This is a genomic window from Paenibacillus sp. IHB B 3415 (genome assembly GCF_000802655.2).
Lineage (GTDB): Bacteria > Bacillota > Bacilli > Paenibacillales > Paenibacillaceae > Paenibacillus_AQ > Paenibacillus_AQ phytohabitans.
Genome location: NZ_JUEI01000017.1, coordinates 1 through 14,384, shown reverse-complemented (window position 1 = coordinate 14,384; position 14,384 = coordinate 1). Strand labels below are relative to the sequence as shown.

At 53.9% G+C, this 14,384-nt stretch carries 11 protein-coding genes; 5 read left to right on the top strand and 6 right to left on the bottom strand.

The genetic code is table 11. The features are described 5' to 3' along the window. Window positions 1–166: 166 nt before the first annotated feature. The 5 genes from pstA to QW71_RS09335 all read right to left on the bottom strand — a co-directional run bounded on the left by pstA (window position 167) and on the right by QW71_RS09335 (window position 5,423). Entirely contained in the window at window positions 167–1,048 is an 882-nt protein-coding gene (gene pstA / locus QW71_RS09355; protein WP_039296629.1) for a phosphate ABC transporter permease PstA, read from the bottom strand. Next, window positions 1,048–1,992 carry a phosphate ABC transporter permease subunit PstC gene (gene pstC / locus QW71_RS09350; protein ID WP_039296625.1) on the bottom strand — a complete coding sequence of 315 codons (945 nt, stop codon included), beginning with the start codon at window positions 1,990–1,992 and terminating at the stop codon, window positions 1,048–1,050. The genes pstA and pstC overlap by 1 nt, the downstream gene beginning before the upstream one ends. A 91-nt stretch (window positions 1,993–2,083) precedes the next feature. Next, entirely contained in the window at window positions 2,084–2,947 is an 864-nt protein-coding gene (locus QW71_RS09345; RefSeq protein ID WP_039296622.1) for a phosphate ABC transporter substrate-binding protein, read from the bottom strand. 65 nt (window positions 2,948–3,012) lie between these two features. Beyond that, window positions 3,013–4,431: a PD40 domain-containing protein gene (locus QW71_RS09340; protein ID WP_152679722.1), complete on the bottom strand. Its 1,419-nt coding sequence runs from the start codon at window positions 4,429–4,431 to the stop codon at window positions 3,013–3,015. 545 nt (window positions 4,432–4,976) lie between these two features. After that, the gene (locus QW71_RS09335) at window positions 4,977–5,423 is read right to left on the bottom strand and encodes a hypothetical protein (protein WP_039296615.1); all 447 of its coding nucleotides are present in this window, start codon (window positions 5,421–5,423) and stop codon (window positions 4,977–4,979) included. A gap of 524 nt (window positions 5,424–5,947) precedes the next feature. Between QW71_RS09335 and QW71_RS09330 the strand changes: the two genes are divergently transcribed. From QW71_RS09330 to QW71_RS09310, 5 genes are all read left to right on the top strand, one after another. Beyond that, complete coding sequence (locus tag QW71_RS09330; RefSeq protein ID WP_039296740.1) at window positions 5,948–6,679, top strand: ABC transporter ATP-binding protein; 732 nt, start codon at window positions 5,948–5,950, stop codon at window positions 6,677–6,679. Further along, window positions 6,676–7,713 (top strand): ABC transporter permease, encoded by a 1,038-nt coding sequence (locus QW71_RS09325; protein ID WP_039296611.1) that lies wholly within the window; start codon window positions 6,676–6,678, stop codon window positions 7,711–7,713. The genes QW71_RS09330 and QW71_RS09325 overlap by 4 nt, the downstream gene beginning before the upstream one ends. Before the next feature lie 66 nt (window positions 7,714–7,779). Continuing rightward, on the top strand, window positions 7,780–8,460 hold the full coding sequence (locus QW71_RS09320; RefSeq protein WP_039296608.1) for a TetR/AcrR family transcriptional regulator: 681 nt from the start codon (window positions 7,780–7,782) through the stop codon (window positions 8,458–8,460). Between the two features lie 280 nt (window positions 8,461–8,740). Next, complete coding sequence (locus QW71_RS09315) at window positions 8,741–12,091, top strand: DEAD/DEAH box helicase (protein ID WP_235441430.1); 3,351 nt, start codon at window positions 8,741–8,743, stop codon at window positions 12,089–12,091. A gap of 481 nt (window positions 12,092–12,572) precedes the next feature. After that, window positions 12,573–13,154, top strand: coding sequence for a thioredoxin family protein (locus tag QW71_RS09310; RefSeq protein ID WP_039296602.1), 582 nt, complete (start codon window positions 12,573–12,575; stop codon window positions 13,152–13,154). Window positions 13,155–13,673: 519 nt separating this feature from the next. On the opposite strand, the gene QW71_RS09305 is transcribed toward QW71_RS09310, so the two are convergent. Beyond that, the coding region (locus QW71_RS09305) for an exosporium glycoprotein BclB-related protein (RefSeq protein ID WP_039296597.1) at window positions 13,674–14,384 on the bottom strand (711 nt) is incomplete at its 5' end.

The following is a 14,384-nucleotide window of genomic DNA, read 5'->3' as shown; positions in this document are numbered from 1 at the left end:
ATTATTATAATTTTTAGCAATGGAAATAGATAGGCTCCCCTGTGAAAAAAACCTCCGGCTGCTGCGATCCTCTCCGCTGCTCTTGTCACGTCAAACAGGCTGCCCGCCGTGGATTATCCACAGCAAGGCAGCCTGTCATTCACATATACAGCTCCAAGTCTAAGTCTCAGCGCCCCCGGCGGCGGTTCCCCAGCCACAGCGGAAAGCGGAAAATAAAGTTAATCAGCAGGACTACGAACACCAGCACCGCAGCGGATTTGTCCGCGATCTGCCGCGCATCCTCGACAATCGCCTCGGACTGCACGTACCACAGATGTACAGCCAGGGTCTCACCCGGCGAGAACAGATTGAAATCCCACATCTCGCCGGAGGTGCTGAGTCCGGCGGTCAGGATAATAACCGCCGATTCCCCGAAGGCGCGTCCGGCCACTAGGCAGACGCCGGTGATGATTGCCGGAAGGGCTACCGGCAGCACGACCTTGCGGATGACATGGAACTTCGTCATGCCGAGTGCATAGCCGGCTTCACGGATCTCGCCGGGGACCGCGCGCACGGCTTCTTCCGTGACGCGGGCCAGCATCGGCAGATTCAGCAGTGCCAGGCTGACGCCTCCGCCGAGGATCGTCAGGCCGACGCCAAAATACTCGGCGAAGATGGCCAGGCCTATGAGGCCGAACACGATGGACGGAACTGAGGCCAGGGATTCCACACAGATGCGCAATGCGCCTGTGAAGGCATTATCCGGCGCATACTCCGCCATATAGATACCTGCCCCGATCCCGATCGGAACCGAGATCAGCAGCGAGATGAACAGAATATAGAAGGAGTTGAAAAGCACAGGGCCGATCCCCCCGCCGGCATCCATTTCTTCCGGCTGCTTGATCAGGAAGTCGGGCCGGAGCGCCGGCAGGCCTTTGCTTAAGATGGTGAACAGCAGCCAGAAAATCAGCAGCATCACCAGAGCGCCCAGTGTGTAGAAACCTATGGTTGCTATTTTGTTGCGCCGCTGCGCCCTTGCCGTATATCGTGTACGAGTAAATCCGTTCATCAGGCATCCCTCCGTTTGCGGCCCAGCACGCGGATAATTAGAATCAGCACAAAGGAAATGAGCAGCAGCAGGAAGGCCATCATATGCAGGGAGTAGTTCCAGGTGGACTCAAACTCAACATTAGAGATCTGCATTACGATGTTGCTGGTCAGCACGGAGGTTGGCGTGAACAGGGTCTTCGCCAGCTGCGGCGTATTGCCGATCACCATAACCACCGCCATGGTCTCGCCGATCGCACGGGTCATACCGAGAATAACAGCCGAGATAATCCCCCGGCTCGCTGCCGGCAGCACAACGCGCATAATCACCTGAAGACGGGTCGAGCCCAGCGCATATGCGGCGTCACGGTATTTGCGCGGAACGGACACAATGGCGTCATCGCTGATCCGGCAAATGGTCGGCAGGACCATCAGCGCCAGCACGAGGGCTGCGGCGAGCAGTCCGTCCCCCAGACCCTCTCCGCTCACTCTCCGCAGGAAGGGAAGCAGTACGGTCAAGCCCAGATAGCCGTATACAATAGAAGGAATGCCGACCAGCAGATCCAGTACCGGACGGATGAAGCTTGTCAGCCATTTGGGAGCGATCTCCGCACAGAGCACGGCCATAGCGACTGAGATAGGTACAGCGATGACCAGGGTCAATGCGGTAAGCGATAATGTATTTACAATAAAGGCAGCGGCGCCGAAGGCATCCTCTTCCGGTGTCCAGTAGAACGAGAAGAAGAAATCGAGCGGCGAGACGCTCCCGAACAGCAGCAGCGCCGTTTTGCCGATGAATACAATAACTAGTCCAAGCACCACACAAAGCGCAAGGATACTGAACAGGAAATAATAACGGGATATCGTGTTGCCAAGCAGATGTCTCTTATGTCTTCTGGTATTTACTTTAACTTCCTCAAGGCTCTTCTGTGTCTGTGCTGTCAGGCTATGAACCGGTGCCCCCATACTTTCCCTCCTGTAAGAGGCCAACCCCGCATGAAGCTCCGGAGCTGGCCGCTGTTACCTATCAGTCTGTTACCTTGTACTATGGTTAATCCTAGGATTGCATTGCCGCAATCGGAATGAATTTAAGCTTTTTGAGCGAGCCCTGCTGGAATTTCTTGCTCTGTACGTACTCGATGAATTCTTTGGTAGCTCCGGTAGGCTGGCCTTTGGTCATGTAGTAGCCGTAAGCCCAAATCTTGTATGAACCGTTGATAACATTGTCTGTAGTTGCTTCCACACCGTTGAACTTCACGGCTTTGATGTCACTGCCGGTCACGTAGACAAGGTCGATGTATCCGATAGCGTTAGGAGTAGTGCCCACAGCTGTTTTCATGTCGCCGCTGGAGCCGGTTTCCTTGTAGTTCTTCTCTTTCTTCACAATATCTCCGCCGGCAAGTGCCTTCGCCTGATAGTTGACCCGGGTACCGGAACCGAAGGCACGGGTGATAACCACGATGTTGGCATCTGCTCCGCCGACTTCCTTCCAGTTTGTGATTTTGCCGGAGTAGATTCCTTTAAGCTGTTCTGTAGTCAAGTTGTCTACACCGACGTTTTTGTTCACGATGGTTGCAAAAGGAATGACCGCTACCTTGTTCGCTACCTGTCCTTCAAAAGCTTTGAAGCCCGGAACATCAATGCTGGCATCCCAGTCGCAGGCGCCGATATCCGCAATGCCTTTCTTCACGGCTTGAGGTCCGGTTACGGAGCCTTTGCCTGAAGCGGCGATTTTCACTTTAGGGTGAAGCTTCTGGAATTCTTTGGCGGCCTGCAGGGTCAATGGAAGCAGTGCGGTCGAACCGTTAACGGTGATTTTACCCTTGAGACTGTCCGCAGCAGCGGCAACCCCTGCAAAAGCTGCGGTAACCGCGATAACCGCGGTGAGCGCTGTAACTGTTAATTTCCGGAAAACCTTCATGTAAAATTTCTCCTCCCGGCGGCCAGCGCCGATAAATGTTGTTGTGAAGCATTGAAAGCTCAGTATTAGTTGGACAGCTGTACTGCTTTGCCGTTCTGAATCACAAGGATTTTGCCGTCGCTGACAATTGCCACTTTGCTGCCGTCATTCGATACTGACACCTCGGACACATCCTCTGCCGTACGGAACAATTCAACCGGAGCCGCGCCGCCTGCAATAGAGTAGATTACAGTGCTGCCGTCTGCACTCAAGCCTGCAACCACCAGACCTGCACTTGTTCCGGCAGACCAGTTGGCTTCAGCACTCAAGGTGATATCTGTGCTGGTGCCGTCAGCTGTAATCGACTTCAGGGTGTTGACGGCAGTGCCCTCCGGATCTGCACTCAGGTACACTACGCTGCCGCCCGCAAGAATCTCCGGGTACAGCTTGTTGTCGAGCGCAGTAGTCAGGGCTGCCGGCTTCGCGCCTTTGGTGGCCAGATCCAGCTTGTACAGCTGTTCTCCGGCTTTGCTGAAGTCTACAGTCAGTGAATCTTCTGTACTGTCGGCATCATTCTTGGCTGTGCCTGTTACATTGACAATGTACACGGCAGTTTTGCCGTCCGCCGATACCCGAAGCTCCGATTTATTCTCCACTTTATCCTCAAGCAGCGCTTTGACCTCTCCGGTCTCTACAGAAATCTGCGCCAGCTTCTCCTGCTTGTCGCCTTGAATGAAATAGATCGTCTTGCCGTCGCTGGACCATACGAGGTCCGTCTTCACGCTGGTGTCTTTCCCAAGGGTAGTGATCACTCCGCTGGACAGGTTGATCAGCTGCAGAAGGCCTGTCTCACCGCTGAACACCCCCCACTGCTGATCCGCAGAAACTGCATAATCCACAGCACTGCTGTTGGAAGAGAACCATTCATAATTGCCCGGCACCTGGCTGAATTTATAGAGCAGTGTGGATTCAGCGTCGCTTTGGTTCGCGATCAGGCCGCCGTCCGCACTCCAGTGGAGGGTATCAAATTGGCCGGCCGGCCGGGCGAAGCTCAGGATACTGCTGGTTTCAGCCTGCAGTTCACCGCCAAGTGCGGTAACCAGCTTCGTGAGTTCAACATAGGTTTTGCTGTTATGAACGACAGGTGCTACTGTAAATTCCTGTGCTTCACCATCAACCTGATAGCTTTTCACACCCGCCTGAATCTGTACATTATGTAGGCCCTTGCTGTCATTTAATAGAAATCCGCTGCTGCCGAGCACAAGTCCTGCTCCAAGCTCCCCTGCCACCTGGCTTAACGAATAGAGTTTATATCCACCGCTGTTGATTGTGCTGAGTGCAACCGGCGTACCATTGATACTCCATGTAGTACTTCCCTCCGCGACTGCGGATGTCTTGACGGCGGCGGCGCTCACACTGCTGCTTGTAGCCAAAACACTTACTGATCCCCCTGTTACGAGAAGTGCTGAAGCCAAAGCTGCGCCGATCCATTTACTGTTTGTCAATTAGATTCACCCTTTTCCTATAGGTAACTGCTAATGTTATTTTCATCTACGAATGTCAATTCTGTTGCAGAGGAATGTTATGGAAATATTAATTGTAAAAGTAATCACATTTTTGCTCTCCTAAATGGATTGAACTTTAAACTTTTCGAGAAAAAACCAGTCGCCACTGCGGTGAATATTTGGACTTCCAGCCGCTGTTGTCCCCAGATTTCTTGATTGTTACCGCTATACGCGGTGGAAATCCGGGGACAAAGGCGGGAACTTTAAACTTTTCGAGAAAAAACCAGTCGCCACTGCGGTGAATATTTGGACTTCCAGCCGCTGTTGTCCCCAGATTTCTTGATTGTTACCGCTATACGCGGTGGAAATCCGGGGACAAAGGCGGTCGCTCCCGCTCCTACAGTTCCAAAATTCCCCTCCGTCACTCCTTTTCTTTCTCAACTTGTCCATCCAATCTATTAAAAAAAGCAAAAATGTTTATGGGGAGGAAAATAAAACGGCGGGCCCCGGAATAACTCCAGGACCCGCCGTTTGTAAAAATGATATTAATTCAGTATCCACGTCACAATAATCTCATTACCGCCGGGCTTCGAGTCCGAGCTGCTGCCGATAATAGAATACGAATAAGAACCGCTCACCTTGCCATTAATTAGAATGTTGTTGCTGTCGACAATCTCTGTGCCGCGTTCCAGGTCCTTGTCCCTTACATATTTCTGATATGTACTTCCGAGAGCGGCCATACTTTCCTCTGTCTCATAGATCAGCATAGAGGATTTCTTCCCCTCTGCCATTTCACCTTGGGTAAACGTAATTCCCGCGCCTTCCGGTATCGGCAGATCGTCAGGCAAATACTGCTGCGCTTCCGCATTCTCTTCCGCCAGGGTATGAAAAGCTCCGCTGTCCGCTTCCGCTCCGTCTGTACTGCTGCAGCCGCTAAGTCCGGCCGCTGCCAGAAGCACTCCCAGAGTAAGGAGCAGCTTATGTCCTGCCATGATTCGCACCACCTTCTAATGTAATGGGTTCCGGTTGCCGGTAATCTCCAGTATTCTCCTTATTACCCTGATAACCGGTAGGTGGAAACGGGTAATCCATAAAATTTAATATGTTTGTTGCGGCGGCAAGCGGAAACGGCTCCGCGTCCTTAATACATCGGGCATGTGCTCTGCGGGAGCCTGACGAAGCTTCTCATAATCTGTCCGCCAGTCTGGCGGACTTACAATCAGCTATTTCGGGTAAAACATGCAGATTCCCAGGTTAATCGGACTCAGATTCCTTTATTTGACCGCAAACCCTGCTTATCAAGCCCACAGGATCAAGATAACGGAATCTCAGTCCGCTTCGCCCGGCTCACACTCATATCCCGGATTTCACGCAATCTTGTCCGCAATAGCGGAGATCATTAGAGCGTCAGATATATATTTTTGTGTACTTGGAAAAGAAATTTACTTTTACCAAGAGAATCTTTATTATTATGAGTGAGTACTCACTCATTATGCTGAGAATTGAGGAGATCACAATGAACCAAGCGAACCCAGTGATTACAGTAACCCATGTTGACCGGGCTTTCGGCAGCAAGAATGTATTGAAGGATATTACGCTGCAGGTGGAGCAGGCGGAAACCTTCGGAATTCTGGGCCCGTCCGGCTCCGGCAAAACCACGCTGGTCAAGCTGCTCACGGGCATAGACGAAGTTACCTCCGGCGAGATTAACGTCCTTGGGGTACGGATGCCGAAGCTTGCCATGCTGCAGCAGATCGGCTATATGGCCCAGTCCGATGCGCTATACACGGAACTGAGCGCCAAGGAGAATCTGGAGTTCTTCGCTTCCCTCTACGGTCTGAAGGGCGGCAACCGCACACGGCGGATCAGAGATGTAATGGAGCTGGTGAACCTGCAGGAGCATTTGCGTAAAAGAGTAGACCAATACTCCGGTGGCATGAAACGCCGCCTGTCACTGGCCATCGCGCTGCTGCATGAGCCGCCGCTGCTGCTGCTGGATGAACCTACGGTCGGGATTGATCCGGTGCTGCGCCAGTCGATCTGGAAGGAACTTAAGGCTTTGAACCGTAAAGGCACCACGATTGTACTCACCACACATGTTATGGATGAAGCGGAGAAATGCGGCCGGCTGGCTATGATCCGGGATGGCGTTCTGCTCGCAATAGACACTCCCGCCGGACTGCTGCAGGCAACCGGCTCCGCTACCATTGAAGAAGCCTTCCTGTACTATGGAGGTGTACGCTCATGAGAATCCGTGCGATTACCCTGAGAATTCTGCAGCAATTCATCCATGATAAAAGAACCATGGCGCTGATGTTCATCGCGCCCCTGCTGGTGCTCAGCCTGATGAGCCTGGTCTTTAACGGCGATGCTTATGAGCCGAAGATCGGCGTAGCCTCTGGTGCTGCAGTGTTCAGCACCGCGCTGGAAGCCCAGAAGGCTGAAATTACCAGCTATGATAATGATGAATCCAGCAACGCCGCCCTTCAGGCGGGGGACATTGATGCTTATATTACAATGAAGGGAACCACTCCTGGGATCATGCTGGAAGGCAGCAACCCGGCAGCTAACCGCGCCGTAATGATGGCCCTGCAGGAAGCTATGCAGAGCCTGCAGCCGTCAGCGGCAGGCAGCGTACAGAATCAGCCGCAGATCAGCTATCTGTACGGCGCCGAGGATATGAAGACGATCGACCGTTTCGGCCCGATTATGATCGGGGTATTTGTATTCTTTTTCGTCTTCCTGATCGCGGGCGTCTCCTTCCTGCGCGAGCGGACCACGGGAACACTGGAACGCCTGCTCTCCACTCCGCTGAAACGCTGGGAAATCGTGCTCGGATATGTCTGCGGCTTCGGTATCTTCACCGTCTTTCAGGCGCTGCTGATCTCCTGGTTCTCGATCCAGGTGCTTGGCATTATGATGGCCGGAAGCTTCGGCTACGTTCTGCTGATGACCTTGCTGCTCTCGATGTCGGCACTGACGCTCGGCACCCTGCTCTCGGCATTTGCCGCCAATGAGCTCCAGATGATCCAGTTCATTCCCCTGGTTATTGTGCCGCAGATTTTCCTGAGCGGACTATTTCCGCTGGATACCCTTCCGCTCTGGCTTCAGCGCGTAGGACTGGCAACCCCCATCTACTACGGCGCCCAGGCGCTGATGGATATCATGATCCGCGGCAAAGGCTGGAATGATATCGCCCTTGATGTATTCATGCTGATCGGCTTCTCCCTGCTGTTCATGCTGCTGAATGTGCTGGCCTTGCGCAAGCACCGCAAAATGTAACTTCGAATTCGCGGTATGGGCTGTGGTACACTTGAAGGTAAGAGCAAGAGAGTTGGAGGAGCCATCATGGAGAAAGACAATGCTGCAGAGCAGCAGGGGCAGGAGCAGTGGATTCAAGAGCTGCTGGCCCTCAGTGAAAAGGAACAAATGACCCCCAAGCAGATGTCCATTCTGCAGGCGGCCATTGATACATTCTCGGAGAAGGGGTTCTCGGCAGCGGCCACCAGTGAGATCGCCCAGAAGGCGGGCGTGGCTGAGGGAACGATTTTCCGCTACTACAAGACAAAAAAAGAGTTGCTGCTGGCCATCGTTGTCCCCACCATGAGCCGGATGATCGCTCCGTTTGTGATGCGTAATTTCAGCGGTGTGCTGGATGTACCCTTTGAGAGCTATGATGCCTTCCTTAAGGCATTCATGGTGAACCGGCTCGATTTCGCCCGTAAGAATCTCAAAATTATCAGAATCCTTATCCAGGAGATCCCCTTCCAGCCTGCGCTCAAAGAACAGCTGGTCGAGAATATTCTCAGCCAGGTGCTGGAGCGTGTCACTGTAATCACGGAGCATTTCAAGGAGCAGGGCCAGATTATGGATGCTCCTACTCCTGCGATCATCCGCTTCACCATTTCCTCGGTCATCGGCTATCTGCTGGCCCGCCTGCTGCTGATGCCCGACCATGACTGGAATGACGAGGAAGAGATTGAGCAGACCGTCAGCTTCATCATGCACGGAATTGGCGGGGGAAGGTAAAAACGCAGGCCATATTTAACCCCGCGGGGGTGACGAGGAAGAGATTGAGCAGACCGTCAGCTTCATCATGCACGGAATTGGCGGGGGAAGGTAAAAACGCAGGCCATATTTAACCCGGCGGGGCACTGTACAGTCCCCGCCGGGTTTTTGCTTTGTCTTTTATCCATTCCCCTTTTGAAGGCGTACGCCTGTTCTGTTATTATGGGTACTATAACGATTGTCGAACGGGACAAACCAGGCCTTGGCTTGAGAGCAAATTAGCCATCAGGAATAGAAGGAAGTGAGGATTACATTGGGTTTCCAGGTACCGGAACGGGTAATCAAGCTGCTGTGCGGCAGAGCCGCTTTTGATCAGGGGGTAGCTTATTATCACGCTCATAAGGTTGATCTTATCTATACTGAGCACAACGATGACGGGGAATATTCGAAATACCGCGCTGCGGTTCATGGACTGGAAAGCCATGAAGTAGTGCTAACCATAGATAGTGACGGTGATGTTAACGGGGAGTGTACCTGCCCTGCCTACTACCGCGGCGGACCTTTCTGCAAACATATTGCAGCTGCACTGGTTAGTGTCCTTTATCTCGGCAAAGATATGGACATGGGCCAGACTCCCGATTCGGATGGGGAAGAGCCGGAAGCGTTCACGGGAGAGACCGGTACACTTACGCCCCGCCATTCCGGCTCTGGAGGAGACGGACACACCGGGCGCAGTGGTGACCGGCAGCTGGTGAGCAGCATGCTCGGGATGTTCACCGGAGTGCGGCAGCGGCCGAGCGGAGCCGGAACTTATATGGATCTGCGGACACCGCTTCAGGTAGAGTTCATCTGCAAGCCTTTCTCTTACAGCTTCGGCAGCACAATGCTGGGCATAGAGCTGAAAGTAGGCTCTAAGCGCCTCTATATCGTGCCCAAAATCCGGGGGTTTCTGGAACGTGTTCACCGGGGTGAGCCTTTTGAATTCTCCAGACATTTCAGTTATGATCCCGCCCTGCACAGCTTCTCGAAGGAAGATAATGAGGTGCTCGTGAAGCTGATTGAAATCATGCTGAATGAAAAAATATACCGCAGCAGCATCAGCCCTTACGCTCCGCATACCGGTACTTCGGGAAATGAGCGGCTGCTGGCTGTTCCTCCCTTCTTCTGGGAGAGCCTGCTGCCAGCACTCACGGCCGCCCCTGCAGCCCGGCTGCAGCACGGCCAGATCCTGCACGAACGTTTGTCTCTCTCCACTGAGGCCCTTCCGCTGAGCTTCCAGTTCGATCAGGCACAAGGAGAGGGGTACCGGCTGGATGTCCAGGGGCTTCAGCAGCTTACGATTCTGGAGGATTACGGGCTTGTATTGTCTGAAGGTAAGCTGCTGAAGCTACCGGTGCAGGAATGCGGGCGTCTCGCTGAGCTGAAAAAGCTGCTGAACCCCTCGCGGCAGGACGGAATTGCCATTGCCCCGGAGCAGATGGAGCCATTCATGGAGGGCGTCATTCCCGGACTCAAAAAATTGGGCCAGGTGTTTATTGCCGATGCCATCGCGGACAGAATCGTTCAGGCGCAGCTTCACGCCAGACTCTATCTCGACCGGGTCAGAGACCGGCTGCTCGCCGGGCTTGAATTCCAATATGGCGGGATTGTCATTAACCCGCTGGATGAGAAGGCGCATGAGCGGAGCAATGAGGTGATTCTGATGCGGGACGGGGAGGCCGAACGGCGGATTCTCGACCTGATGGCCCATGAGTCCTTCGCACGGACGGAGAGCGGATATATCATGCGGGATGAGGACGGGGAATTCGATTTTCTCCACCATACCATTCCGCTGCTGGAGCCGCTGCTTCAGGTCTATGCCACTACTGCGGTCAAGGAAAGAGTACTTACGGAGCATGCCATGCCCAAGGTCAGCCTGAGCTGGAATGAGAAGACCGACTGGCTCGACTTCAAGTTCAGCATGGATGGTATTCCGGAGAAGGACATCGTGCTGGTGCTGAAATCCCTGCAGGAAAAGCGTAAATATTACCGGCTGCCGGATGGTGCGCTGCTGCCGCTGGAAACTGCAGAATTCCTGGAAATTATCGCCTTGATGAATGAGCTTGGCGTTCAGAACGGGGACTTCAATCATGCAGAGTTCTCCTTGCCGCTGGTCCGGGGCCTTCGCCTGCATGTGGATACCGGCAAAGGCGATTCCGTCCAGATCGGCCGGTCGTTCCGGCGGCTGCTGGCCAATATGGCGAGTCCCGAGAATCTGGACTTCCCTGTGCCGGAGAGTCTGGCCCCTGTACTCCGCGACTATCAGCAGTACGGCTTCCAGTGGATGAAGACACTGGCCCACTACCGCTTCGGCGGCATTCTGGCGGATGATATGGGTCTCGGCAAAACGCTGCAGAGTATCGCCTTCCTGCTCTCCGAGCTTACGGATATCCGTCAGGGCGGAGTCCCTGCGCTCATTGTCACCCCGGCCTCGCTGCTCTACAACTGGCATAATGAGCTGAAGCATTTCGCCCCGGACATCAAGGCAGCCATTGCCGACGGCAGTGCGGACGAACGCAACCGGACGCTGCGGAATTCAGCGGGCCATGATGTCATCATTACCTCTTATCCGCTGCTGCGCAGAGATGCCGTGGAATACGCCAAGCGGTCTTTCCATACCCTCATCCTGGATGAAGCGCAGATGATTAAGAACCATGAGACGCAGACTGCCCAGGCAGTTAAGCTCCTGCAAGCCCGGTACCGCTTCGCGCTTACGGGAACGCCGGTGGAGAATGCGCTCGAGGATCTGTGGTCAATCTTCGGCGTAGTATTTCCCGGGCTGTTCCCCGGCAAGAAGGCTTTCCATGACCTTCCCCGGGAGACTGTGGCAAAGCGTACCCGCCCCTTCCTGCTGCGCCGCCTCAAAAGCGATGTCCTGAAGGAACTGCCGGACAAAATCGAATCACTGCAGGCCTCTGAGCTGCTGCCGGAGCAGAAAAGGCTCTACGTCGCTTATTTGGCCAGACTGCGCAAGGAAGCGCTCAAGCATCTGGACAGCGACAGCTTCGGCAACGGCCGGATCAAAGTCCTCGCCGGTCTCACCCGGCTGCGCCAGCTGTGCTGCCACCCCTCCCTGTTCGTGGACGGGTACACTGGAGGATCGGGCAAATTCGAACAGCTGCTGGAGATCATCGACGAATGCCGCAGCTCCGGCAAACGGATGCTGATCTTCTCACAGTTCACACAAATGCTGGGGATGATCGGGCGCGAACTGGCCCTGCTGGGTGTGCCGCACTTCTATCTGGACGGACAAACACCGGCTTCCCAGCGTACCCAGCTGTGCACCCGCTTCAATGAAGGGGAACGTGATCTTTTTCTGATCTCGCTGAAGGCGGGCGGCACCGGTCTTAATCTGACCGGAGCCGATACGGTCATTCTCTATGATCTGTGGTGGAATCCGGCTGTCGAGCAGCAGGCTGCTGACCGCGCCCACCGGATCGGACAGAAGAAGGTCGTGCAGGTCATCCGCCTGGTTGCACAGGGAACCGTAGAAGACAAGATGTACGAGCTGCAGCAGAAGAAGAAAAATCTGATTGATGAAGTGATTCAGCCGGGACAGGAAGCCCTGTCCAGCCTGAGCGAGCAGGATATCCGCGAGATACTCGCGATATGACCGGGGGCGAAGCTTGAGCTGTGGGCAATTGAGCGCGGGCTGGCTGCGGGGTATTGGGCGTTTTAAACCGGGGGCTGGCTGCGGGGTAGCGTTTTGACCGCGGACAAGCTGCGGGGTAGGCGATTTGACCGCGGGCTGGTTGCGAGCAAGGTTATGCCAAGCCTCTACGTTCCGAGAGCCTCCGTTCTAATTGCACTTTATACAGCAGGATCCGCCGAGAAATGGAATCTGCTGCACATTGTACAGCAGAATTCAGTGAAACTGGTGGTTTTCAGCGAAAATCCGGAAATCAATTGTATGAAATGCTGTAGAATGGGTTTCTGCGCCAAATCATACGGCTTCTGTTGCACAAAGTACAATCATGCTGAAGATCTCCTGAGATGCTGGATAGAAGAAAGTAATCCGGCTTAGTTTGGAAGCACTTGGCAAGTCCGGTATAATACAAGGGAAGGCTTGTATCTTATTCAGGAGGTGCTTGTAAATGAGCTTTACGTTGGCGCTTGGAGACTCAGCCCCTGACTTCGCCCTGAAGGCGACGGACGGACAGACTTATTCCCTGGAGCAATTCGCGTCCGCAAGGTTCCTGGTTGTTTTTTTCACCTGCAATCATTGCCCGTTTGTAGTCGGTTCCGATGAGCTTACCCGTGAGGCAGCGGAGAAATTCCGCGATCAGGGTGTCCAATTCGTTGGCATCAATGCCAACAGTGAAACTACGCATCCCGATGATTCCTTCGAGCATATGGTTGCCCGGATGGAGGAGCATAAGTTCCCTTGGACCTATCTGCGTGACGATACGCAAGAGACCGCCCGGGCCTATGGCGCGCTGCGCACGCCCCACTTCTATATCTTCGATGAAGCCCGCAAGCTGGTCTACACCGGACGCGGCGTTGATAATCCGCGCGAGACCGGCAAGCTGACCGTCAACAATCTGGATAACGCCCTGACAGAGCTGGTGTCCGGGCAACCGGTCAGTGTACCCCTGACCAACCCGATCGGCTGTAATGTGAAATGGGACGGCCAGGATGCTCACTGGATGCCGGCTGAGGCTTGCGATCTGGTGTAACACTGCCGGTTATATAAACCACACTTATGACAATAACCTAACCAGCTTACTGGTTAATCGCGGCGGGACGAGAGGAATATGTTAATTCCTTACACACAATTCGTTGCCGGCAGAATGTAGGCTTCTTAGTACGCACGAAGGCATAAATGTTGTACGTTTTGCAACTCCGATCCCTAGATACCTGGGTGTGCGGGAGGATTGTTGTATGAAATACAACAATCCTCTGCCTAAACCGCATGGAGAAGGAGAAATGCTGCATTTTCTACAACAATTTTGGATTTAGGGCGTGTTAATGGGGGGGAATGTTGTATTCTGTGCAGGATTTTATTAAAGTTACCTGATCTGTGCCACCAACAGCGGATGAAATCAGAACCCCCTACTTCAACATTAGCTACACAGAAGTACAAATATACAACTACAATTCAGTTCTCTACGCCATAAATAAAACAGGGACGCTCCTGAGCCTATAGGCTTGGGAGGTCCCTGTTTATTTATTTCTATTGGCTTGCAGCGCTGCGTTTAGACAATTGTAACTCCGCCGCTGGCATAACCGGCAACCGTTGTCGCTACATCAATCCCGGCTGTTACCGTTGCCGAGAAGACCATCAGCAGACGGGTACCGGCAGTGACCGGAATGGAGAGCCCTGTAGTTAATCCACTGCTGATTGTGCCAAGAGCAAGGACACCTGTCAACGTAGGAGCTAGTGTTACCAGCGCTCCGGGCACAGCGGTGAAGGTATTATTCGGTGTAGTAGACTGGAACAGCTGTGCAGTTATGGTTACCGTCGAACCTACTAAGCTAAGTCCCGCAGTTGTACTGAAATAGCCTGCCAGTGAGGTAATGGTGCCTGCACGCGGCACTGAGAAGGCAAAGTTGAGCAATGTTCCAGCCGCACCTGTCAAGTCAATGATCCCGCCTGTAACACTAACACCTGTAGAGCTGCTGCCAAAACCTACAAGACTGGACGTATTCAAGAGTCCGCCGATTACCGTTGTCAAAGATACTGGAAGGCCGGACGCATATGGAATGATTGCCCCTGAACCCGTTGCCCCTGTCGCACCGGTTACCCCAGTCGCTCCAGCTGTGCCTGTCGCACCCGTAACCCCAGTCGCTCCCGCTGTGCCTGTCACACCGGTTACCCCAGTCGCTCCCGCTGCGCCTGTCGCACCCGTAACCCCAGTCGCTCCAGCTGTGCCTGTCGCACCGGTTACCCCAGTCGCTCCGGCTGT

Excerpts from the sequence above, each read along its gene's own strand:
- pstA (WP_039296629.1), bottom strand. The coding sequence starts at position 1,048 with ATGAACGGATTTACTCGTACACGATATACGGCAAGGGCGCAGCGGCGC.
- pstC (WP_039296625.1), bottom strand. The coding sequence starts at position 1,992 with ATGGGGGCACCGGTTCATAGCCTGACAGCACAGACACAGAAGAGCCTT.
- QW71_RS09345 (WP_039296622.1), bottom strand. The coding sequence starts at position 2,947 with ATGAAGGTTTTCCGGAAATTAACAGTTACAGCGCTCACCGCGGTTATC.
- QW71_RS09335 (WP_039296615.1), bottom strand. The coding sequence starts at position 5,423 with ATGGCAGGACATAAGCTGCTCCTTACTCTGGGAGTGCTTCTGGCAGCG.
- QW71_RS09330 (WP_039296740.1), top strand. The coding sequence starts at position 5,948 with ATGAACCAAGCGAACCCAGTGATTACAGTAACCCATGTTGACCGGGCT.
- QW71_RS09325 (WP_039296611.1), top strand. The coding sequence starts at position 6,676 with ATGAGAATCCGTGCGATTACCCTGAGAATTCTGCAGCAATTCATCCAT.
- QW71_RS09320 (WP_039296608.1), top strand. The coding sequence starts at position 7,780 with ATGGAGAAAGACAATGCTGCAGAGCAGCAGGGGCAGGAGCAGTGGATT.
- QW71_RS09310 (WP_039296602.1), top strand. The coding sequence starts at position 12,573 with ATGAGCTTTACGTTGGCGCTTGGAGACTCAGCCCCTGACTTCGCCCTG.